This is a genomic window from Nocardia sp. CA-120079, assembly GCF_050955745.1.
GTDB lineage: Bacteria > Actinomycetota > Actinomycetes > Mycobacteriales > Mycobacteriaceae > Nocardia.
The window spans coordinates 4,288,337-4,308,808 of the sequence record NZ_CP192088.1 but is presented as its reverse complement, the minus strand read 5'-3'; the positions used below and the strand labels follow the sequence as shown (position 1 = coordinate 4,308,808).

Genomic DNA, 20,472 nt, shown 5'->3' with positions numbered 1-20,472 from the left:
GCCCTCGAGACACCGCGGATCACCGAAACATGACACGATGCGACGTGACGTGCGCCACTCACACTCGATGGAGAGAGTCGGAGTCATCCGCCGAGAGCAAGGCGGGTGAGTTCGACCTCGCCGTACGGCAATACTTGCAACCAGAACAGCGGGGTCAGGCCGCGCTCGTCCTCGGCGGTGAGCACACCGTCCCAATCCGGATCGGCGAGGACGTCCTGGATCATCAGGGTGTCGACGTAGACCATGGCGGCCTGGCAGATCCGCAGGCACACCACACTCATCTCCTGCTCGTCGCGCCGGTTGGACGCGAGCTCGGAGTTCTTGCCGTAGAAGATGATCGAGTTCGCGCAGTTCCACGACTCGATCACGTTCAACCCGTCGTTGATCTCCCGCTGAAGTCCTCTCGACCGCAGGTAGCGGGCCAGAAACACCGTCTTCTGGGTACGGCCGAGTTCGATCCTTACCGGTGGAACTCCGGCGCTGGCCCTGCCTTGCGGCTGGTGACGCGATTCTTACCGGCACCCCTATCCGGGAGCGCCATCGGACGCCGATCCGGTTCGGCTCTGGCGGAATTCGGCGACCATATGGTCGAGCTGGCGTTCGGCGCGTTCGGCGCGGGCCAGGGTTTGGGCGCGGGCGTCGTCCAGCGTGGCCAACCGTTCCGCGGCTTCGCGCCGTGCCTGATCGAGTGCGGCCGCCGATTCGGCACGCACCGCAGCGACCTCCGCACTTGCCGTGCGGCGCACCTCGACGAGTTCACTGCGCGTGCGATCCAGTTCCTCGCGCAGTCGGTTCAGTTCATCGCGCGCCTCCGCGACGGCCTGGTTGCGTTCGGCCACGGCCTGTTCGGCGCGTTCGATGGCGCGCTCGGCATCGGCCGCCCGCTGTACTGCCAGATCGCGTTCGGCACCGGCCGCGGTGATCTGCTGGGCGGACTCGCGGCGGATCTGTTCGATTTCGGTCGTCGCCTTCCGGCGCGCCAGTTCCACATCCTCGGTGGCCTGCTGCCGCGCGCGTTCCACATCGTCGGCCGCTTCGCGGCGGATGGTGCGGATTTCGGCATCGGCTTCGCTGCGTGCCGCGAAGACATCGTCGGCGGCCTGTTTGGTGACCCGTTCGACCTCACGCAATGCATCCGACCGCGCCGTATCCGCTTCGGCCACTAGCGATTCCGCATGTTCGGCCGCGTCGGCCGCATCGTCGGCGGCCGATTCCGCGGCCGCGCGCGCGTCTTCCGCTTCGCGGCGCGCCTGATCCGCGGCCACCGTGGCGACCTCGGCCTCGGCGATGCGCCGTGCCGCATCGGCCTGCACGGCCTGCACCTGCGCCTCGGCGATCGCCGGATCCGCAAGCGTGGACAGCTCGGCCACCGCCGCATTGAGCGTGTTCCCCAATTGATCTGCCAGTCCACGGAACTGGGTGAGCAGTTCATCGGCGCGCAACCGAGCCACCGTCACCGGACCCTGTTGCGTCACAGTGACGGCAGCCGCCGGTGTCTGCGATTCCTGTTGCTGCCGTTGCCGTTCCCGCCAAGCGCGCCACCGCGTGTGCTCCGGGTGATCACAGTATTCCGAGGGCCGCCCCGGCCCGCCCCCGCGCGTAATCGGTCGAGCACATCCGGGGTAGTTGCAAACGTTGGACACCGCAGAATCGTAGCGTTGGTTTCGTGTGAACCTAACGTATTCACACGAAACTAAATCTGTGGCTCCCCAAGCGCTTCGCCCCCCAACCCATTGGATCTGACCCCCGATAAGTGAACATTATCGGGGGTCATACATCGGTGAAGCCTAGCAATCCGCCTGCCAGAGTTTCGTTTTCGTTTGGTTTGTACATACGAAACGAATTACCAACGGAACCAATGAAAAACTGGGTACCTCGGCTCACTTCGCGAACGAGTCAGTACGGATTCTCGAACCAGGTGCTGCCGGACGCGGTGTTCGACGAGAACGGGGTCGCCGTAGTATCGGCCGAAAATCGGGCGGATATGGCGTAGTGGTCTGGTAGAGGTCCAGGTAGTAATCGCGCAGAAACCAACGAAGTTCGGGTAATCGCAGGTCAGGTCACCGAAGGCGATCGGCGCCCGGGCCGATCAGGCTGGTGAGTTCGCGCATCGCCTGCGGTGACGGCTTGAAGTTGCGGCGAAGGTTCTCCGCCTTGCGGTGCCGGGACTTGGCCGTCAACTCCAGCAGGCTCGCGCCGGCCTCGCCGAGATGGGTGAGCCCGGAGTTCGTGCAGGTCCCACCCGGTTCCCGGGCCGTTGACGGTAGTGGCGTCGTCGAGCAGTTCGCGGGCCTGGTCGTAGGACAGCCGAGCCGAGCCGGTGTCGGGGCACATGTCGCGGTCGGCGAGGTACTTTCCCGGGGCCGGGTCGGCGGTGGGTCACGAACAACGGGCCCGCGGTGCGGTCCTTGATCAGCCGGGCGGTGCTGGCGTCCCGGTACACGGTCTCGAGGACGTGTTCGGCGTGGGCGGCACCGCGGCGGCGAGTGCGCGGCCGGGCGCCCTTGGATTTCACCAGGCACAACCGTGCAGCCAGGTCGAGGTCTTCGATGTTGAGCTGGAGCAGTTCCTCTGTGCGAGCGCAGGTTTCGTACAGTATCCGCCACAGCGTCTTCTCCCGCACGTGCACATCGCGCCGGGAGATCAGCCGGTCGATCGCGGTCCGCGACCGGACCGGAGTATCGGAGTCCGGCGGGATGGACCGCCGGGCCGACGCCGGGACTGCCGGTGCGTCCCAGCCTTGGTCGGGATGTGTCATTTGCCGCTGTAGACGGGGAATACGCTGTGGTCGCCGTAGTCGCGGGCTCGCAGGGTTCGTAGTACGTCCATGTCGTGGTCGGCAATCTCGAAGTCGACCTGGGCGTTGCTGCGCATGTGTTCGGGGTTGGCGGTCTTGGGCAGCGACACAGTGCCCAGTTGCAGGGTGTAGCGGATGCAAAGCTGTGGGACGGACACGTCGTACCGGTCGGCCATCGCCTGCACGTCCGGGTTCTTCAGGATCTCACCGTGCGCGATAGGCGAATACGCTTCCACGAGAATGCTCTTGCTGTCGCAGTAGGCGATGAGCTCGGCCGGGGTGTTGCCCGCATGCACAAGTAGCTGGTTCACCTGCGGCGCTACGGTACAGGCAGCGAGAATGTTGTCGAGGTCGTGTTGTTCGAAGTTGGAGACGCCGATCGAGGCGAGTTTGCCTGCCTGGTAGGCGTGTTCGAGCGCGCGCCATGCTTCCCGGTTGCCTTGGGCGTAGTCGCCGCCGCGGAAGTCGTTCCAGGGCTGTGGGCTGTGGATCAGCATCAGATCGATGTGGTCGAGCCCCAACGTGTCCAGTGAGCCGTCGATCGCGGCGGTCGCGGCGTCGTAGTCTTTGATCTCGGCCGCGAGCTTGGTGGACACGAACAGGTCCTCGCGCGCGATGCCGCTGGTGCGGACCCCCTCGCCGACGCCTCGTTCGTTACCGTAGGCCTGCGCGGTGTCGATATTGCGGTAGCCGAGCGCGACGGCCGTACGCACCGCGTCGGCGGCGGCATCGTCGTCGATGAACCAGGTACCCAAGCCCAGCTTCGGGATGCGTACGCCGTTGGACAGTGCGTAGGTCTCTTGCATGATCATGATGGCTCTACTCCTTCGTTTCGCGTGGCGAGGTCATGGCTGGGTTCGGGTGCCGCCGACTGGTGGTCGCGGGGGTCGTTCACTGGCCGCTGGGTTGGGCATGGTGGTAGTCGGCGTCGGTGACCTGTTCGAGCCAGGTGACGTCGTCGCCTTCCCACAGGGCCAGATGGGTCATGAACTCGTCGGCGACCGCGCCGTGCCAGTGCTCTTCTCCGGGTGGGGTCCAGACGGTGTCGCCGGGGCGCATGACGATGACGCGGCCGTCGCGGGTGACGACCAGGCCGGTGCCCTCGGTGACGTGCAGTGTTTGGCCGACGCCGTGGCTGTGCCAGGCGGTACGGGCGCAGGGCGAGAAGTGCACGGCGTTGAGGCGGGCCTTCGAGGGTGCTTCGCCGCGGAAGAGGGTGTCGAACCAGACGTCACCGGTGAACATTTCGGCGGGTCCCTTGGTGGTGGGCGGTTTCGGGAAAAGCTCCATGGTCGTGCTCCTGGTCGTCAGGGATCGGATGGTGGGGTGGGCGTGGTTGAGGTCTTCAGTCGCCGAAGACCTTTTTTGGCGACGGTCATGGCGCTCCGGTCGGTGCCGTCAGTGCGGAGGCGGCCTGCGGGATGGTGTCGGGCGTGCCGATACCAGGCGCCGTCGAGGCCGCGGTAGGAGCGCACATACAGGTTCCCGTCGGCGGCGACGATCCAGATCGGCACGAACGCCCGCAGTGTGCCGTCGTCGCGGCCGGTGCTGATCCGGATCTCCTCGGTGTCACCGATGTGGGCGAGTTCGGCTGGTGTCCAGTGGGTTTCGGTCACGAGTTCTCCTTCATCGAGGGCACCAACAGGGCAAGCGCTGCAGTAGCGGCGAGAACGGCCGCGGCGATGAGCAGGCTGGTGCGCACGCCTGCGGCGAAGGTGTCGGGGTGGGTAAGCAGTCCACCGAACACGGCCACCGCGAGCGCGCCGCCGACCTGACGGCTGGTGTTGAAAACCCCGGCGGCGACTCCGGCTTGCGTGGCGGGTACCGCGTCGAGCAGCACCGCGGTCGCCGGTGGTGACACAGTCGGGCCGCCTAGTCCGACGAGCATCATCAGTCCGGCCAGCCCCCACAGCGGGATCGACGCGGCGGCCACGCCGAGGACGGCCAGGCCGACGGCCATCAAGGCGAGCCCGGTGACGATGATCGGCTTGCGGGGAAAACGCGCCGAGAACGGGGTCAGCGCGGCCCCGATGAGCATCATCGGCACGAACACCAGCCCTGTCTGCCACGCGGACAGGCCACGGTGCTGCTGCAAATACAAGCTGATCACGAACGGCAACCCGTAGTAGCCGACCATGAACGCGAACCCGGTGACCACGGTGATCACCACCGTGGGGGACGCGAACAGGCCCCGCGGCAGCATCGGAGACGCGACCCGGCGCTGCGCAACGACGAAGCCGGTCAGCGCGACGGCAGCGAGCGCGAATGCCCCCAGTACCATCGGCGAGCCGAACCCACGGGCACCGGACTCGATCGCCGCGAACGTCAAGGCCGCCATGGCGACGACGCCGGTGAGCTGCCCGACCGGGTCCAACGGCACCGGCCGCCGCGGGCTCACCTCAGTGCGCGCCACCAGCAGTAACGCCAGCGCGCCGACGGGCACGTTGAGAAAGAAGATCAACCGCCAATCGACCATGGTGAGCATGCCGCCCAGGACGGGGCCCGCCGAGGAGGCGACCGCCCCGCCCATCGCCCACAGCGCGACCGCACGCGCACGAGCCGCCGGATCGGGAAATCCCTGGCGGAGCAGAGCCATCGACGCCGGCATCATCGACGCGGCCGCCGCGCCCTGCACGAACCGCGATCCGACCAGCACCGGCAGGGACGGGGCGAGACCGCACGCGATCGAAGCCAGCACGAACACCACCATTCCGGCCGAGAACGCGCGGCGAGCACCGACACGGTCGCTCACCGACCCGGCTGTCAGTAACAGTGCAGCAAACATCAGAGTGTAGCCGTCGACCACCCATTGCAGCCCAGCCACGCCCCCTCCGAGGTCGGCGCGGATCGCGGGCAGTGTCACGTTCACCGCGACCGCGTCCAAGGTGATGACAAAGAAGCCGAGCAGTGCCGCCGCCAGCGCCGATCGTGCATGACGAGCATCGGAAACCGGCTCGGGCATGTGTGCACCCACCGGTGTCATCGGCGGGCGCATCGCAGCGGGGGTCACGGTCACGACATCCAGGTAACCGCGGTTCACGCCCGGGTGACAGGTCGCGTTATAGGGGGTAGTGATTCGACCTCCCATTTCCCCGGCCGCCTCGTACGGTGGAGGTCGTGGACAACCGAGCCGAGATCAGAGACTTCCTGGCAACACGGCGGGCCAAGCTCACCCCCGAACAAGTCGGCTTGCCCGCGGGCGGTCGGCGCCGCGTTCCCGGGCTGCGCCGCGAAGAAGTCGCCGTGCTCGCCGGAGTCAGCACCGACTGGTACATCCGGCTCGAGAAAGGCCACATCAGTGGGGTCTCCGATGACGTGCTCGACGCCGTCGCCCGCGCGCTGCAACTCACCGACGCCGAACGCGAGCACCTGTTCAACCTCGCCCGCACCGCCAAACCCGCCCGCACGCCCCGGCGCCGCGCCAAGACCCAGGTACCGGCGAGTGTGCAGCGGGTGATGGACTCCATGACCGGTACTGCCGCGTTCGTCCGCAACGGCCGCCTCGACATCCTGGCCGGCAACCAGCTCGGACGCGCCCTCTACTCACCGGTACTCGACAATCCCGCGCACCGCGCCAACATCGCCCGCTTCGACTTCCTCGACCCCCGCGCCGGCGACTATTACCCCGATTACGACGGCGCCCTCGCTGTTGCGGTCGCACTGCTGCGCGCCGAAACCGGCCGTTACCCCGATGATCCCGACCTCACCGCCCTCATCGGGGAACTGGCCACCCACAGCGAAGTCTTCCGGACCCGCTGGGCCGCCCATGATGTCCGCATCCACCGCGGCGGGGTCAAAATCTTCCACCATCCCGTCGTCGGTGACCTCGAACTCGCCTACGACTCCATGGAACTCGTCGCAGCACCCGGACTGATCCTCACCGCCTACACCGCCGAACCCGCCACCGCATCAGCCGACAACCTCGCCCTGCTCGCCACCTGGGCCGCCACCGAACACGCCGTCGCCAGCCCCGAAACGACCGAAACCACGAACCGACCCCGAAACTGAGGCGAGCGGAGCCGCTCAGAACAGCGTGTCACGCACCCGCAGCGGCCGATATCCCGTCGGCCCGAGCTGAGCGAGTTCGGCGTCGATGTCGACCTCGATGGCGCCGATGAAGTTGATGTTCTCGCTGTGCGCCGGGCTGATGTGGGACAGCACGTCGTCGTCGATGCGCCGGCCCTCGCGGCGCATCTGCTCGATCGCGAGCCCGTAATACTCTGTGGTCCAGGCGATCACAGCGTTCGTGGCCAAGGTCGGGCACCACGCTTGCTCGGTCTGGCCTTCGAGCTGGCGGGCCCGGATGGTGCCCTCGTGGGCGTAGAGCAGGTCGCGGCGCAGCCATGCAGCGATTCGCCCTTGTTCAGCTGACGGGCGATGCGGCTCCCTGAGGTCGATTTGGTCGTCGTGTCGGTGAAGGCTTCCGGGCATGCCGCCGTGATCAGGGAAGCGCTCGCCGCCGGCAAGCATGTCGTGTCCGAGTGGCCGCTGGGCGTCGACGCGGACGAAGCGGGTGAGCTGACCGAGGCCGACCATTGGCGCGACCGGGTCGCACAGGCCACCGGGGCAAGCTGGTGACGCCGTGCCGTATTGCCTTGTGCTGCACCCATCTTGGCGATGGTCGCGGCTTACGAGTTCTCCACGTCCGGCATCGTTGCACCGGCCGACAGCAGTCGCTGCGCCAGCACGCGACAGCGCCTCCTGAGCTCTGGCGGGTCGAGTACCTCGAAGTCGTGCCCCAGTAGAACTATGTGCATGAGCACGGCGTCGAGGTTTTCGGCGCCACCGAGTACCTCGCAGCGCTCGTTTCCTCGCGGTCGTACGACGGCCGCCGACGCTGGAATCTGCGCACGCACGGTGTCGCCCGAGGCGTGCACGAGGAAGCGCGCCTGGTGCGGGTAAACCCGGCTCGCCACACTCTCCTGCACGTAGGTCGCTGCGTCGGGCGCCGGGCGCGGGCGGAAGCGCCAGGTCCGTGCCGACACCTCGGTCATCTTGTCGACGCGGAAGCTGCGCCAGTCATCGCGATCGAGGTCGTAGGCGAGCAGGTACCAGCGCCGGTCGGAGGCGACCAGACGGTAGGGCTCGACCTGCCGCCGCCGCACCTCGTTTCCGGACGGGTAGTCGAAGCCGGCCTCGACCTCGTCGCGGCAGGCTCTGGCCAGCATCATGAGCACCGCGGGGTCGACCGGCGTGCGGCCGCCGCCGAAGGATTCGACGGAGCCGGAGAGCGCGCGCACCTCGTGCCGCAACCGGGCGGGCAGCACCCGGTCGAGCTTGGTCAGCGCCCGCAGTGCTGCGTCGCCTGCGCTGGCGATCGCGCCACCCGCGCCGACGAGTAGTGAGACAGCGGTGACGATCGCCTCCTGGTCGTCGAGCAGTAGCGGGGGCAGGTCCTGCCCCGCGCCGAGCTGGTAGCCGCCGCCGACACCCTGGCTGGCATGCACCGGATAGCCGAGAGTGCGCAGGCGCTCGACATCGCGCCGTACCGTGCGCGGCGTGACCCCGAGCCGCTCGGCAAGTTCGGGGCCGGTCCAGACCTGGCGTTGCTGCAGCAGCCCGAGCAGGGTGAGCACCCGCTCCGTCGTACCCCGCTCCACGTCCATGTCGCCCACCCTGTCAGACATAGCGGACCGATTCTGTCCGCTAGCCGTGTCAGGGTAACTTCATGGATGCAGACGAACTCGACTGGAACCGGACGCTGCGCGAGCAGTGGGAGTTCCATTGGAACCACCAGATCCGAGCCCGGCTCGACGGCCTCACCGACGACGAGTACTTCTGGTCGCCGGTGCCGGACGCCTGGAGCGTGCGGCCACGCGGCAGCTCGACGGCGCCCGTGCAGGTCGGTGCGGGGGACTTCACGATCGACTACGCCTTCCCTCAGCCGGTCCCCGCGGCCTTCACCACGATCGCCTGGCGACTCGGTCATGTCATCGTCGGCGTGCTGGCGGCACGTAACGCCGCACATTTCGGCGCACCGGCGGCGTCGTACGAGACCTGGGAGTACGGGCCCAGTGCGGCCACTGCGCTCGACCAACTCGAGGCCCAGCTCGAGGTCTGGCTGGCCGGGGTGCGCGGCCTCGGCGAGGCCGGGCTCCGGGTCCCGGTCGGCGCGAAGGAGCCCTTCCCCGAGTTGCCGATGGCCGATCTGGTGCTACACATCCACCGCGAGCTGATCCACCACCTGTCCGAGGTCTGCCTGCTGCGCGACCTCTACCTGCACATGAAATCCGCCACGAACGGAGCAACTCGATGAGCCGGCACATCCAGATCACCTTCGACGCCCACGACCCGAAGGCGCTGTCCACCTTCTGGCGCGAGGTACTGGGCTACGTCCACCCCGGCCCGCCCGGAGTCGACCTGCCCGCCGATGCCGACCCGCTTGTCGCGTGGGAGGAGTTCCTCGCTCGTATCGGTGTACCGCCGGAACAGCGCAATACGAGATCGGCCATCGAGGACCCGCACGGGCACGGCCCACGACTGTTCTTCCAGCAGGTGCCGGAGGACAAAGTCGCCAAGAACCGCGTCCACCTCGACGTCCGTGCGGCTCCCGGACTACAGGGTGAGGAACGGATGGCGGCGCTGGAGGCCGAGTGCGACCGGCTGGTCGCGCTGGGAGCGACGCGGGTACAGCGCTACGAGCCCGGTCCCCCGATGGGCGCCGGCCACATCGTGATGACCGACCCCGAGGGCAACGAGTTCTGTCTGGACTGACCCAGCTCGACTGTGGGCGCTACTCGAACCTCGAGCCCGCTCCTATTGCCGCACGATGAGGGCGCGGAGTTGGAACGCTACATGATCGACCATGTGCCGTTCGACCGTCGGCAGCAATGGCTGACGCACATTCGGGCGCGGCGCTTCGCGATATCGAGTTCTGTTGTCTTCCAAGCCGTTTCGAGCCACCCCAGCCATAGATGTGCCGAATGCTATTGAGAGTCGATCGGATTCGACACCGATGCTGCGCACTGATGGGTTAGACCTGTCTTCGTGGCTGCGGGCCGGGGTTGGGCGACAAGTGAGGTGGAGCAGGGCTACAGCGTTCGTCGAAGACTGCGAGCCACGCAGCGGATGACCCATCGAGGGAAGTGAGTACGCCGAGTGAATATCGAACCTGAAATCCGCACGGCTGCAGGAGTTGTGCGTGGCAGGTGGGAGAATACCCTCGCAGTCTTCCGCGGTATCCCCTACGCCGAGCCACCGGTTGGCTCACGTCGGTTCGGCGCTCCCGTTGCGGTGCAGCGGTGGGATGGCATCCGTGACGCGCTCGAATTCGGTCCACCGGTTCCCCAAGTGGCCCATACGGGTTCGGTGATGTCGTCGCTGTCCGGCAGCGTCGATGACGGTTCCGCCGAATGTTTGTCGCTCAACGTCTGGTCGCCTGACCTCGGTGCCGCGGGATTGCCGGTGATGGTGTGGATCCAGGGAGGCGCCTTCCTGGAGAATAACTCCGCCAATCCGCACTGCGACGGTGCGACACTGGCCCGGTCCGGTGTGGTGCTGGTCAGCATGAACTATCGCGTCGGCGCAGACGGCTTCGCTCATATCGCCGAAGCTCCGGACAACCGAGGCATTCTCGACCAGATCGCCGCGCTGCGTTGGGTCCAGGCAAATATCGCCGCGTTCGGTGGCGATCCGGACAACGTCACCGTCTTCGGCCAGTCCGCCGGTGCAGCGTGCATTGCTGCTCTGCTCGTTATGCCGATGGCGGCTGGGTTGTTTCGCCGTGCGATAAGTCAGAGCATGCCGGGCACGTACTTTTCCGGAAGGCTCGCCGCCGCGATCTCCACGACGATCGCCGCGCAACTCGGCGTGCGGGCCACCGTCGGTGAGCTGGCCCGTATCACACCGCGCGCACTGACCGACGCGACGGAGGTGGTGATTCAGAAGATGCCGGAATTCGTCGAATCGTGGGGTCCCATGGCGCTCACACCCACACCGTTCTCACCTGTCGTCGACGGCACCCTGCTCCCGGATGCGCCATGGCGTGCACTCGCCCGCGGCGCGGCGCACGATATCGACCTGCTCATCGGCCACACCCGCGACGAATACCGGCTATACACGTCCCGGCCAGGCGGCGAGCCGACCGATGCGCAAATGACCGCAGCCTTCGACCATCTCGCACCTGCGACGGATACCGACCGCATTTACCGCACCGCCTACCCGGACGCCACACCCGAGCAACGCTACGAACTCCTCAACACCGACTGGCTGTTTCGGATGCCCAGCCTGCACTTGGCCGATGCCGCGCACACCGGAGGCGGACGGGTGCGGCTCTACGAACTGTGCTGGAGCTTCAACCGGGAACAGGGAGCCGCACACTGCCTCGACTTTCTCCTCATATTCGGCACCCTCGGTAGCGAGGAGGTACGCGCCCACCGATCCGCACACCCGAACGCCGCGAACGAGATCACCCACGTTTCCCACCGCATGCGCACCGACTGGGTGACCTTCGCGACCACGGGCGAACCAGCCTGGGCACCCTACGATCCGCACACCCGAACCACCCGCGTCTACAACGCCGAGGCGACGACCCGGCCCTACCCCGAGGAACCCTCGCGTCGCATCTGGTCCACGCACCAGTTCGACACCCTGGACCTACTGCATACCGACTAACAGGTGTCATGTCGTTCGACCGACGGCACGAACCGCCGGAATCCGGCACGACAGATCAGACGGACACCGCCCTCGAACATGCTGGGGGCGAACCGATTCGGGTCGACATGGATTGCGGCAAGCTGGTGCGGCGCCCGGAGCAGGACTGAAAAGAAAGGCAAGGAGGTAATACACTCCTCATCCCTTTCAACATATATCGCACCCCGGGTCTTGCGGCAAGACCCCGGTCGTGCTGCAGAATCTCCAGCCGAAGCCAGTACCTGCGGAAATGAGGGCAGTGCGGGTGGGTCTCGCGGGATGTCGGACCGCCGGTGGCGGTACGGGGCAAAGCAGCCGGCCCACAAGCAACTTTGTCGAAAGAGGGGTTCCATGATTGATGTGATCGTTGCCGGCGGCGGACCGACCGGCGTGATGCTGGCCGGTGAGTTGCGGTTGCACGGCGTGCAGGTGGTCGTGCTGGAGAAGGATGCGGAGCCAACCAAGGTTGAGCGCTCGCTTGGCCTGCACGCGCGCAGCGTCGAGGTGATGGACCAGCGCGGACTGCTGGAGCGGTTCCTCGCGCTCGGCCGGCAGCACCCGCTCGGTGGTTTCTTCGCCGGCATCATCAAGCCCGCGCCGGACCGGCTGGACACCGCGCATCCGTACACCCTCGGCATCCCGCAGACCATCACCGACCGCCTGCTGACCGAGCACGCCGTCGAGGTCGGCGCCGAGATCCGGCGCGGCTGCGAACTGGTCGGGCTGAGCCAGGACGAGGACGGAGTGACCGTCGAACTAGCCGATGGTACGCAACTGCGCTCTCGTTACCTCGTCGGGTGCGACGGCGGCCGCAGCACGGTGCGCAAGCTGCTCGGCGTGAGTTTCCCCGGCGAGCCCGCCAGAAAAGAGTGGCTACTGGGTGAGGTGGAGTTGACCGCGTCACCGGAGACCGTGGCGGCGGTGGTGGCCGAAGCCCGCGAGACCCACAAGGGGTTCGGCGTCGGGCCGATCGGCGGCGGGGTGTACCGCGCCGTCGCGCCCGCCGCCGAAGTGGCCGAGAACCGCACGGTCCCGCCGACTCTGGACGAGCTGAAGCAACAGATCCGGGAGGTCGCCGGCACCGACTTCGGCGTGCACTCACCGCGCTGGCTCTCCCGGTTCGGCGACGCCACCCGGCTGGCCGAGCGGTACCGGGTCGGTCGGGTGCTGCTGGCCGGCGACGCGGCGCACATCCACCCGCCGATGGGCGGGCAGGGACTCAACCTCGGCATCCAGGACGCGTTCAACCTCGGCTGGAAGCTGGCCGCCGAGGTCGACGGCTGGGCACCGGCGGGGTTGCTGGACAGCTACCAGACCGAACGGCGCCCGGTGGCCGCCGACGTGCTGGACAACACCCGCGCGCAGGTCGAGCTGACGTCACTCGAGCCGGGTCCCCAGGCGGCGCGCCGGCTGATGTCCGAACTGATGGAGTTCGAAGAGGTGACGCGGTACCTGATCGAGAAGATCACGGCGATCGGGATCCGCTACGACGTCGGCACGGGACATGATCTGCTCGGCCGGCGGCTGCGGGACGTCGGACTGAAGCGCGGGCGCCTCTACAGCCTGATGCGCGGCGGTCGCGGACTGCTGCTCGACCAGACCGGCAGGCTCTCGGTGGCAGGCTGGGCGGATCGGGTCGACCACGTCGTCGATGTCAGCGAGGAGCTGGAGGTGCCCGCGGTGCTGCTGCGCCCGGATGGGCATGTGGCGTGGGTCGGTGACGATCAGCAGGATCTGATCGGCGTGCTACCGAAGTGGTTCGGCGCTGCCGTCAGCTGAGCGGACAGTTGTGGGCCGAACGAATTCATTGCCCTCGGTCCACGCCGGGCCGGATGCTTGGGCACCAGCCGCAGGCGCACAGCTGTTGCGCGAATAACACTCCGCTGCAACGATATTCGCGCCGCCAAGCGAAACCACCGGTCCGCGGTCTGCGGACCGGTGGTTTCGGGCTCGAACTGCGTTCGGATGGCCGCGTCACCGGGTGACGAACTGGGGCTCCACGTCGCCGATTGCCACGAGGTGGCGGCGACGGCTGGGCAGCATCATGGTCGAGTGGGAGATGCTCCAGGCCGCGGACGCGCAGATGAGCTCCTTGATGCGCGCGCCCATCCGGCCCGTCGCCACCTTGGATGTGGGTTGATCGTCGGGGGTCACCTTCTGGACGATGCCATCGCGGCGGCCGAGGCTGATGCACTGACTGGCGTAGCCGATCGGGGCGTCGGGAACCTTGCGGCCGGTCAAGCGCGCGGCGATGGCGTCGGCGCCCTGCCATGCCATCGGGGTTGCGGTGGCGCAGCCCATCCGCAGCGGTTTGCCGCCTACCCCTTCGGCGTACGCGGCGTCGCCGACGGCGTACACGTCCGGATGCGAGACCGAGCGCAGTGTGGCGTCGACGACGATTCGTCCGGTATCGGACACCGCCAGGGTCGTCGCGGCCGCGATCGGGTGCACAGCGAAACCCGCTGTCCACACGGTCATTTGGGCCGAGATGTGCTGACCCGACCTCGTGACCACACCGTTCCCGGTGACCTGCTTGACGTCGGCGTGCTCGTGGACGGTGATGCCGAACCGCTCGAAAGCGCGGCGCAGATGGCGTTGAGCCTTCTCGTCGAGCCAGTCGCCGACGCCGCCGCGCGCGGCGATCGCGACCTCGAGGTCCGGGCGTGCCTCGGCGATTTCGGCGGCCACTTCGATGCTGGTCAGACCGCCGCCCACGATCAGCACGGTCTCCCCCGGCCGCAACTGGTTCAGGCGTGCCCGCAGCCGCAGCGCCGCCTGCTTCCCAGCCACGTGGTAGGCGTACTCGGCGACACCGGGGACGCCGTAGTCGGCGATGGTGCTGCCCAGGGCGTACACGAGGGTGTCGTAGCCGATGTTCTCCCCGGTCAGCGCGACGGTCTTGCCGTCCACGTCGACCGCGGTGACCCGCGCGATCCGGACCTGCACGCCGGTGCCCGCGAAGACGTCGCACAGTGGCCGGACGGGGAGATCCTGCCCGCTCGCGAGCTGGTGCATGCGCACCCGTTCGACGAATTCGGGGTCGGCATTGACCAGGGTGATCTCGACGTCGTCGCGGTGCAGCCGCTTGGCGAGACGTCCTGCGGTGATGGCTCCGGCGTATCCGGCTCCGAGGACGACGATGCGGTGCTTCATGGTCTTACTCCTGTCTCGGTGGGTTCGCTTCCTGAACCGGACAGCGGCACGAATGCTGACAGGAGTGGACTGTGATGTGGGTCACCAGGATTCGAGGAGGGGTGCTCCATGTTCGTAAGTCGCCCACCTGCGGGTGGCGCGCTCCAGCTTTTCCGGGTTGGCCTGGGCGTGGATGGCCGCAATGCCGTCGGAGGTCACCTGCAAACACACGATGCCGACGATTCGGTCACCGACCACCATCACCAGCGCGGGCCCGCCGTTGGCGACCGCGGCGAACATGGCAGGCCTGCCGCCCAGCATGTTCCGTTTGGCGTCGGTCGGCTTGACGGCCAGACGCAGGAACCGCACGACGCGCGACGCACCGACGAGCGGCCTGCTGAGAGTCGCGATGTAGCCGCCGCCGTCGCCGATGCTGATGGCGTCATCGGTCAATAGGCTGATCAGCGTCTCGGGCCGGCCGCTGACCGCCGCGGCGAGGAACTCCTCGACGATCCTGCGCGCCGCGGCCTCGTCGACCTCCACGCGAACCCGATCGGTGGCCAGATGCTGCTTGGCGCGCCGATAGATCTGCTGGCAGTTCGACTCAGTGATATCGAGCATCTCGGCAATCTCGTTGTGCGCGTACCCGAATGCCTCGCGCAGGACGTACACCACGCGCTCCTTGGCCGAGAGCCGCTCCATCAGCGTGAGCATCGCGATCGACACCGATTCACGCTGCTCGACGGTATCGGCCGGGCCGAGCATCCGGTCCCCGGCGAATACGGGTTCGGGCAACCACTGGCCCACGTAGGTCTCCCGCCTGGCGCGCGCCGAGGTGAGCTGGTTGAGGCACAGATTGGTGAGCACCTTGGTCAGCCACGCCTCGGGCGTCTCGACATAGTCGCGGTCGGCGGCCTGCCACCGCAGAAACGTCTCCTGCACCGCGTCCTCGGCATCACCGGCCGACCCCAGCAGCCGGTAGGCGATCGCCGCCAAACGGCCCCTGGTGCTCTCGAACAGATCGACCTCATGCGTACCCAGCGACATCCGCCCATCGTCGGGCATGTGCGCGGGCCGCGTCCACTCGCCCCGTGATCGGCCGGATTTTCCGGCCCCGTCAGGAAACACTTGCGCAGATAGGGAATGGTGGGACGGTGCCGAACATCAGTCTGGATCGGGTCAGTGCGAGCCACGGCGAAACCTCGATACTCACCGACACCTCCGCGACGTTTCCGGGAGGTCGGTGCACCGCGGTGGTCGGGCCGAGCGGGACCGGCAAAACCACGCTGCTGCGGCTGCTCAACCGGCTCGACGAACCGATTAGCGGCACGATCCTGCTCGATGACGTCCCGATCACCGGGTTCCCCGCACCGGACCTGCGCCGCCGCGTCGGGTTGGTGCCACAGCGACCGACACTGCTCACCGATATCGTCGCCGATGAGATCCGGGTCGGTCGTGGCGATCTCGCATCCGATCGCATCGACACGCTGCTCGCTCGGGTGGGCTTACCGGACTTCCGTGAGCGGCGCTGTCTCGAACTCTCGGGCGGCCAAGCGCAGCGGGTGTGCCTGGCGCGGGCGCTGGCCGTAGAACCGGAGGTGTTGTTGCTGGACGAACCGACCTCCGCGCTGGACGCGGACTCCGCCGCTGCGGTGGCAACTCTCATTCGCGAGCACACCGGCTCCGGTGGCGGTGTCATCCTGGTCAGCCACGACACCGCCTTCGTGACCGAGGTGGCCGACGGCACCTGGACACTGCAACACGGGCACCTGTCTCCCAGCGATGAACGGAAACGCCAGTGACAGAACAGCTTTCCGTACCCGGATGGCCGGGTGTGGCGACCTCGCTGGTGCTCGTCGCACTGGCCGCCGCGATCGCCTACCGTCAGCGATTGCATCTGACCCGCGAGCTGCTCATCGCCGCAACCCGCGCCGGAGCCCAGTTGGTCGCGGTCGGCGCCATTCTGCTTATCCTGTTCCGGCACACCGGATTACCGGGTGCGCTCGCCTGGGTCGTCTTTATGGTGCTGATCGCCGGGCAGGTGGCGGGACGCCGTGGCCGAGGTGTGCCGCGTGCGCGCCGAGCTGCGACCATCGGGGTCGGCACCGGGTCGGCCATCACCCTGGGCGCTCTCATTCTGCTCGGTGTGATCTCCACGCAGGCTCGCGTGGTCGTCCCGGTCGGCGGCATGATCGTCTCGGCCGCCATGCAGGCCACCGGCATCGCACTGCGTCGACTGCATGAGGACGCGCGCAATGCGCGCCCCGCCATCGAAGCCCGCCTGTGCCTGGGGCTTTCGGCGCGCGAGGCTTTCCTGCCACACCGCCGGTCCGCACTGCGCACCGCAATGATCCCTACGATCGACGCGACGAAGGTCGTCGGGCTGATCAGCCTGCCCGGCGCCATGACCGGCCTCATCCTCGCCGGTGTCGATCCGCTCACCGCCATTCGCTACCAGATCGTGGTCATGTACATGCTGCTCGCGGCCACCGCTCTGGCCGCGCTCACCGCGGCACGGGTCGCCGAGTCCTATCTGTTCGACGATGCCCAGCGACTGGTGCCACTTCCCGACTGATCACTGTTGCGACCACACCGGAATCGCCGAGTCGCCGCGGCGGCTCCGAAATCACCGGAGAGCGCCTAGTGTTGGTCGTCGAAGCTCGGCCGGTCCGGGCCGGGTGGATGGGAGCGAACGGGTGGGCGATGCGGTAGTCGCGGTGCCGGAGTCGGTGCGCACGGAGTTGCGGCGCGGCGTGCGCAGTGTCCTGGTCGATACCGTGGCGCTGCGGTTGGTGCGGGAACGGTTCGACGATGAGCAGGCCGGGGCGTTGCGGCGCTATCTGGAGGCCTCGCAATCGGCGAATACGTTGCGGGCGTATCGAACCGATTGGATCGCATGGGCCGGATGGTGTGCGGCCGAGGGGCGCCAGGCGTTGCCTGCGGATCCGCTCGACGTCGCGGTATACCTGGCAGCGGCAGCGGATGCGTTGCGTCACGGTGACGATGGTTCGCAGCGGTGGGCGTTCAGTGCGGCCACGCTCGAGCGCAAGTCGGCGGCCATCGCGGCGGTGCACGCCGCCAACGGATTACCGTCGCCCACGCGCTCCGATGTCGTTCGACTGACGTTGCGCGGTATCCGCCGAACCCGCCGCACACAGCCGAAACGCAAACGCCCCGTGCTCTTGCACACCCTCGAACAACTGCTCGCTGGGCTGCCGGAGCCCGGCTGGCCCACCGAGCCCGCGCGCCGCCGCGACGCGCTGGCGCTGCTCGTCGGATTCGCGGGGGCGTTGCGCCGCAGCGAACTCGCCGGATTGCGGATCGCCGATGTGCGAGTCGATCTCGACCACGGCACCGGTGAACCGCTGCTGCTCGTGCAACTTCCGACCACCAAAACCGACCCCACCGGCATCGCGGAGCAGCGCGTCGCACTTCCCCGCGGCCGGCGCCCGCACACCTGCCCGGTCTGCGCCTTCGCCGATTGGATCCAGTTGCTCGAGGTGCATCGCGAGCACGGCGATGTCCGCGCCTGGCTCGCCGAAACGACTTCCCCATCTCCGGATATCCACCGCTGCCACGGTTATCAGGGCACCGCGCTCGCCGAAAACAACACCCTCCCACTGTTTCCCACCATTACCCGCCACGGCGGCATCGGCACCGACGCCATGTCCGGCCGCGCCATCGCCGAACTGGTCAAACGCTATGCCGCACGCGCCGGACTCGACCCCGACCTCTTCTCCGGACACTCACTGCGCGCCGGATTCGCCACCCAGGCCGCCCTCGGCGGTGCCAGCGACCGCGAGATCATGCGCCAGGGCCGCTGGTCCAACCCGCGCACCGTGCACAACTACATTCGCACCGCAAACCCCTTGGAAGACAACGCCGTCACCAAACTCGGTCTCTAGTCCTGCAACTGCCCCAGCTCGCCCTCATCCGCCGGTTCGGTGAGTTCACGAACGCGCATGTCGCCGACTTCGAGGGCCAACCCGGTCGGCGGCCGCTGACCTATAACGAGGTCCAGGCGTTGTTCGATGCCGCTGACGTCCGTGCCGAGCACGCGCGCCGGCGCGGCCGCAAGGGCGCGTTACCCGCGCTGCGGCGTCGCTGAAAACCGTGGCCGATGCCGGAGGTGCTGGTCGTCGCCACAGTGCGAGTCGGCGTGGCGGGCAATCCTCAGCGGCTTGCGCGCAGTATGCGGATTGCGCGCAGTGCGCGGGGCGGTTCGCCTTCGAATTTTGCGGATCCGTCGAGGTACCGGGTGACGAGGTCGGGGGCGGAGTGGTCTTCCAGGTCGGTGAAGCCGAGGGCGCGCAGCTGTGTGGCGATGTCGTCGGGCGTGAAGTAGCTGAATACGGGTTCGCCGACGCCGGCCAGCCGATCGGCACGTGCCTGCTGGTGCGCACGGTCCTCGTCGCTGTGCGCGGGCTGCAGGTAGTCGAAGACCACCTCGACCGGCTGGGCCTGGCCAGCGATGTATTCGAGAGTGGCGTGGGCGGCGTTCGGAGTCAGATAGAAGACGACGCCGAGCCACACGAATACGGCCGGGTCGGTCCGTTTGAATCCGGTGGATGCCAATCCTGCTGCCAGCGTCTGGGTTTCGAAATCGACCGGCACGAAGGTCAATGTCTCAGGGCGGTCGATTCCGGCGGCAATGAGGCGTTCGCGCTTCCACGCTTGGGTGGCGGGGTGGTCGACCTCGAAGACACGCACGTCCGGGCGCGGATTGCGATAGGCGAAGGTGTCCAGGCCCGCGCCGAGGATCACGACCTGCCGCACACCAGCGGCGACGGCCGCGGCCACGGCGTCCTCGGCGAAGCGCGCGCGTGCGGCGAAGAACAGGCGGCGGGACCGATCGCTGGCCCCGGCACCGAGGTGATCGGTTGTGGACGTGCCCAATTCGGCCAGTTCCTCTGTGGTGACGCCGAGCAGACGTGCCGCCAGGGGGTCGGTGAAGATCTGTGGTCGGTCAGCGATCTGGTGATAGGCGCGGGCGTACGCGGTGATGAGTGCTGTCCGGCTGGGTCCGTCATTCTCCATATTCAAGAACCTAGCCACGAATGTGGCGCGTGCTCTATGAACTCACTCACGCGCACTCCGCAAAGGAGCACGCGAACACGAGCGGTAGCACTGATTACGGCCCACCGATCTCGCCGCACGTCGCCATGACCAGCGGCCGGTCGGACAGTCTGCGGCCGGAGGGAACACCATAGCCATGGTGACATCTATCCCATGACCGGGCTGCTATGTCACCGATCATTCAGGATGACTGGATCACCGAGGCTTCGTGCGGGGCGCGCCGACTAGGCTGACATGGTGACGCCTTTCGCTGTCGGTCGGACGATTGTGGTGCGGGACATGATCTTTGGCCGGGCATTCACCGAGTGGCCGCAGCGAGTGGTGGCCGATCGCGGCGATGAATTGCGGGTGTTGTTGACGCCCGGGACGCACGGTGCGGGTCCGCAGCTGTGGATCAGGTCGATGCGGGAGGACGATCGGGGCGCGCGGGCGCGCTTGCTGGAGGCGTATGCGCGCCGGGAATGGGAGATGGGGACGTGGGTGTGGCAGCACACCACGCGGCTGGCCATCATGTACGCCGATCGCTATTTCGCGATTGCCCCGATGTGGAATGAGCAAGGCGAATTCCTGTGGTGGTATGTCAATTTCCAGTTGCCGTTCACGCGGACCGCCGACGGCGTCGATACCAGTGATCTGCATCTGGATCTCATTGTCGAACCGGATCTGAGCTATCGGTGGAAGGACGAGGACGAATACGCACTCGCCATTCGGCTGGGGCTGGTGCCCGAGCAGTGGCAGCGCGCGATCGAGGGCGCGTGTGAAGAGGCCTTGGATATGGTGGCACGCCGTACCGGGCCCTTCGGCGAGGATTGGCGCGCGATTCCCGGGTAGCCGAG

At 67.4% G+C, this 20,472-nt stretch carries 20 protein-coding genes and 2 pseudogenes; 11 read left to right on the top strand and 11 right to left on the bottom strand.

The window, feature by feature from the left end; genetic code table 11:
• Positions 1 to 83: 83 nt before the first annotated feature.
• The 6 genes from ACQPYR_RS19545 to ACQPYR_RS19520 form a co-directional block, all read right to left on the bottom strand.
• The gene (locus ACQPYR_RS19545; RefSeq protein ID WP_433635188.1) at positions 84 to 458 is read right to left on the bottom strand and encodes a Tn3 family transposase; all 375 of its coding nucleotides are present in this window, start codon (positions 456 to 458) and stop codon (positions 84 to 86) included.
• Between the two features lie 66 nt (positions 459 to 524).
• Positions 525 to 1,475, bottom strand: a complete 951-nt coding sequence (locus ACQPYR_RS19540) for a hypothetical protein (protein WP_433634202.1) — start codon at positions 1,473 to 1,475, stop codon at positions 525 to 527.
• A gap of 1,279 nt (positions 1,476 to 2,754) precedes the next feature.
• On the bottom strand, positions 2,755 to 3,612 hold the full coding sequence (locus tag ACQPYR_RS19535) for an aldo/keto reductase (RefSeq protein WP_433635187.1): 858 nt from the start codon (positions 3,610 to 3,612) through the stop codon (positions 2,755 to 2,757).
• Positions 3,613 to 3,688: 76 nt separating this feature from the next.
• Positions 3,689 to 4,087 (bottom strand): (R)-mandelonitrile lyase, encoded by a 399-nt coding sequence (locus ACQPYR_RS19530; RefSeq protein ID WP_433634200.1) that lies wholly within the window; start codon positions 4,085 to 4,087, stop codon positions 3,689 to 3,691.
• A gap of 17 nt (positions 4,088 to 4,104) precedes the next feature.
• The gene (locus tag ACQPYR_RS19525) at positions 4,105 to 4,413 is read right to left on the bottom strand and encodes a DUF2255 family protein (protein ID WP_433634198.1); all 309 of its coding nucleotides are present in this window, start codon (positions 4,411 to 4,413) and stop codon (positions 4,105 to 4,107) included.
• Positions 4,410 to 5,813: an MFS transporter gene (locus ACQPYR_RS19520; RefSeq protein WP_433634196.1), complete on the bottom strand. Its 1,404-nt coding sequence runs from the start codon at positions 5,811 to 5,813 to the stop codon at positions 4,410 to 4,412. The genes ACQPYR_RS19525 and ACQPYR_RS19520 overlap by 4 nt, the downstream gene beginning before the upstream one ends.
• A gap of 101 nt (positions 5,814 to 5,914) precedes the next feature.
• On the opposite strand from ACQPYR_RS19520, the gene ACQPYR_RS19515 reads away from it, so the two are divergent.
• Entirely contained in the window at positions 5,915 to 6,805 is an 891-nt protein-coding gene (locus ACQPYR_RS19515) for a helix-turn-helix transcriptional regulator (RefSeq protein WP_433634193.1), read from the top strand.
• A gap of 15 nt (positions 6,806 to 6,820) precedes the next feature.
• Here ACQPYR_RS19515 and ACQPYR_RS19510 read toward each other — a convergent pair.
• Positions 6,821 to 7,179 (bottom strand): annotated as a pseudogene (locus ACQPYR_RS19510) (Tn3 family transposase); the annotation flags it as partial.
• Here ACQPYR_RS19510 and ACQPYR_RS19505 point away from each other — a divergent pair.
• On the top strand, positions 7,175 to 7,375 hold the full coding sequence (locus tag ACQPYR_RS19505) for a Gfo/Idh/MocA family oxidoreductase (RefSeq protein ID WP_433634190.1): 201 nt from the start codon (positions 7,175 to 7,177) through the stop codon (positions 7,373 to 7,375). The pseudogene ACQPYR_RS19510 and the gene ACQPYR_RS19505 overlap by 5 nt on opposite strands.
• Before the next feature lie 50 nt (positions 7,376 to 7,425).
• Here the strand turns inward: ACQPYR_RS19505 and ACQPYR_RS19500 are convergent, their stop codons facing one another.
• Positions 7,426 to 8,403, bottom strand: a complete 978-nt coding sequence (locus ACQPYR_RS19500; protein ID WP_433634186.1) for a helix-turn-helix transcriptional regulator — start codon at positions 8,401 to 8,403, stop codon at positions 7,426 to 7,428.
• Between the two features lie 62 nt (positions 8,404 to 8,465).
• Here ACQPYR_RS19500 and ACQPYR_RS19495 point away from each other — a divergent pair, with 62 nt between their 5' ends.
• The 4 genes from ACQPYR_RS19495 (at position 8,466) to rox (ending at position 13,207) form a co-directional block, all read left to right on the top strand.
• A complete protein-coding gene (locus tag ACQPYR_RS19495) occupies positions 8,466 to 9,053 on the top strand; it encodes a DinB family protein (RefSeq protein ID WP_433634184.1) in 588 nt (195 codons plus the stop codon).
• Positions 9,050 to 9,511 (top strand): VOC family protein, encoded by a 462-nt coding sequence (locus ACQPYR_RS19490; RefSeq protein ID WP_433634182.1) that lies wholly within the window; start codon positions 9,050 to 9,052, stop codon positions 9,509 to 9,511. The genes ACQPYR_RS19495 and ACQPYR_RS19490 overlap by 4 nt, the downstream gene beginning before the upstream one ends.
• A gap of 384 nt (positions 9,512 to 9,895) precedes the next feature.
• Complete coding sequence (locus ACQPYR_RS19485) at positions 9,896 to 11,410, top strand: carboxylesterase/lipase family protein (protein WP_433634180.1); 1,515 nt, start codon at positions 9,896 to 9,898, stop codon at positions 11,408 to 11,410.
• Between the two features lie 369 nt (positions 11,411 to 11,779).
• Positions 11,780 to 13,207, top strand: coding sequence for a rifampin monooxygenase (gene rox / locus ACQPYR_RS19480; protein WP_433634178.1), 1,428 nt, complete (start codon positions 11,780 to 11,782; stop codon positions 13,205 to 13,207).
• Between the two features lie 195 nt (positions 13,208 to 13,402).
• Here the strand turns inward: rox and ACQPYR_RS19475 are convergent, their stop codons facing one another.
• Together ACQPYR_RS19475 and sigJ are read right to left on the bottom strand one after the other, a co-directional pair.
• Complete coding sequence (locus ACQPYR_RS19475; RefSeq protein WP_433634176.1) at positions 13,403 to 14,581, bottom strand: NAD(P)/FAD-dependent oxidoreductase; 1,179 nt, start codon at positions 14,579 to 14,581, stop codon at positions 13,403 to 13,405.
• Between the two features lie 81 nt (positions 14,582 to 14,662).
• Positions 14,663 to 15,607 carry an RNA polymerase sigma factor SigJ gene (sigJ, locus tag ACQPYR_RS19470; RefSeq protein WP_433634174.1) on the bottom strand — a complete coding sequence of 315 codons (945 nt, stop codon included), beginning with the start codon at positions 15,605 to 15,607 and terminating at the stop codon, positions 14,663 to 14,665.
• A 107-nt stretch (positions 15,608 to 15,714) separates the two neighbouring features.
• Here sigJ and ACQPYR_RS19465 point away from each other — a divergent pair, with 107 nt between their 5' ends.
• The 4 genes and pseudogenes from ACQPYR_RS19465 to ACQPYR_RS19450 all read left to right on the top strand — a co-directional run.
• Positions 15,715 to 16,362 carry an ABC transporter ATP-binding protein gene (locus tag ACQPYR_RS19465; RefSeq protein ID WP_433634172.1) on the top strand — a complete coding sequence of 216 codons (648 nt, stop codon included), beginning with the start codon at positions 15,715 to 15,717 and terminating at the stop codon, positions 16,360 to 16,362.
• Entirely contained in the window at positions 16,359 to 17,135 is a 777-nt protein-coding gene (locus ACQPYR_RS19460) for an ABC transporter permease (RefSeq protein WP_433634170.1), read from the top strand. The genes ACQPYR_RS19465 and ACQPYR_RS19460 overlap by 4 nt, the downstream gene beginning before the upstream one ends.
• A gap of 121 nt (positions 17,136 to 17,256) precedes the next feature.
• Positions 17,257 to 18,465 (top strand): site-specific integrase, encoded by a 1,209-nt coding sequence (locus ACQPYR_RS19455; protein ID WP_433634168.1) that lies wholly within the window; start codon positions 17,257 to 17,259, stop codon positions 18,463 to 18,465.
• A gap of 56 nt (positions 18,466 to 18,521) precedes the next feature.
• Positions 18,522 to 18,659, top strand: a pseudogene (locus ACQPYR_RS19450) (tyrosine-type recombinase/integrase); the annotation flags it as partial.
• A 74-nt stretch (positions 18,660 to 18,733) separates the two neighbouring features.
• Here the strand turns inward: ACQPYR_RS19450 and ACQPYR_RS19445 are convergent.
• Positions 18,734 to 19,597, bottom strand: coding sequence for a class I SAM-dependent methyltransferase (locus ACQPYR_RS19445; protein WP_433634166.1), 864 nt, complete (start codon positions 19,595 to 19,597; stop codon positions 18,734 to 18,736).
• 318 nt (positions 19,598 to 19,915) lie between these two features.
• Between ACQPYR_RS19445 and ACQPYR_RS19440 the strand changes: the two genes are divergently transcribed.
• Positions 19,916 to 20,467 (top strand): DUF402 domain-containing protein, encoded by a 552-nt coding sequence (locus ACQPYR_RS19440; RefSeq protein ID WP_433634164.1) that lies wholly within the window; start codon positions 19,916 to 19,918, stop codon positions 20,465 to 20,467.
• Positions 20,468 to 20,472 lie beyond the last annotated feature (5 nt).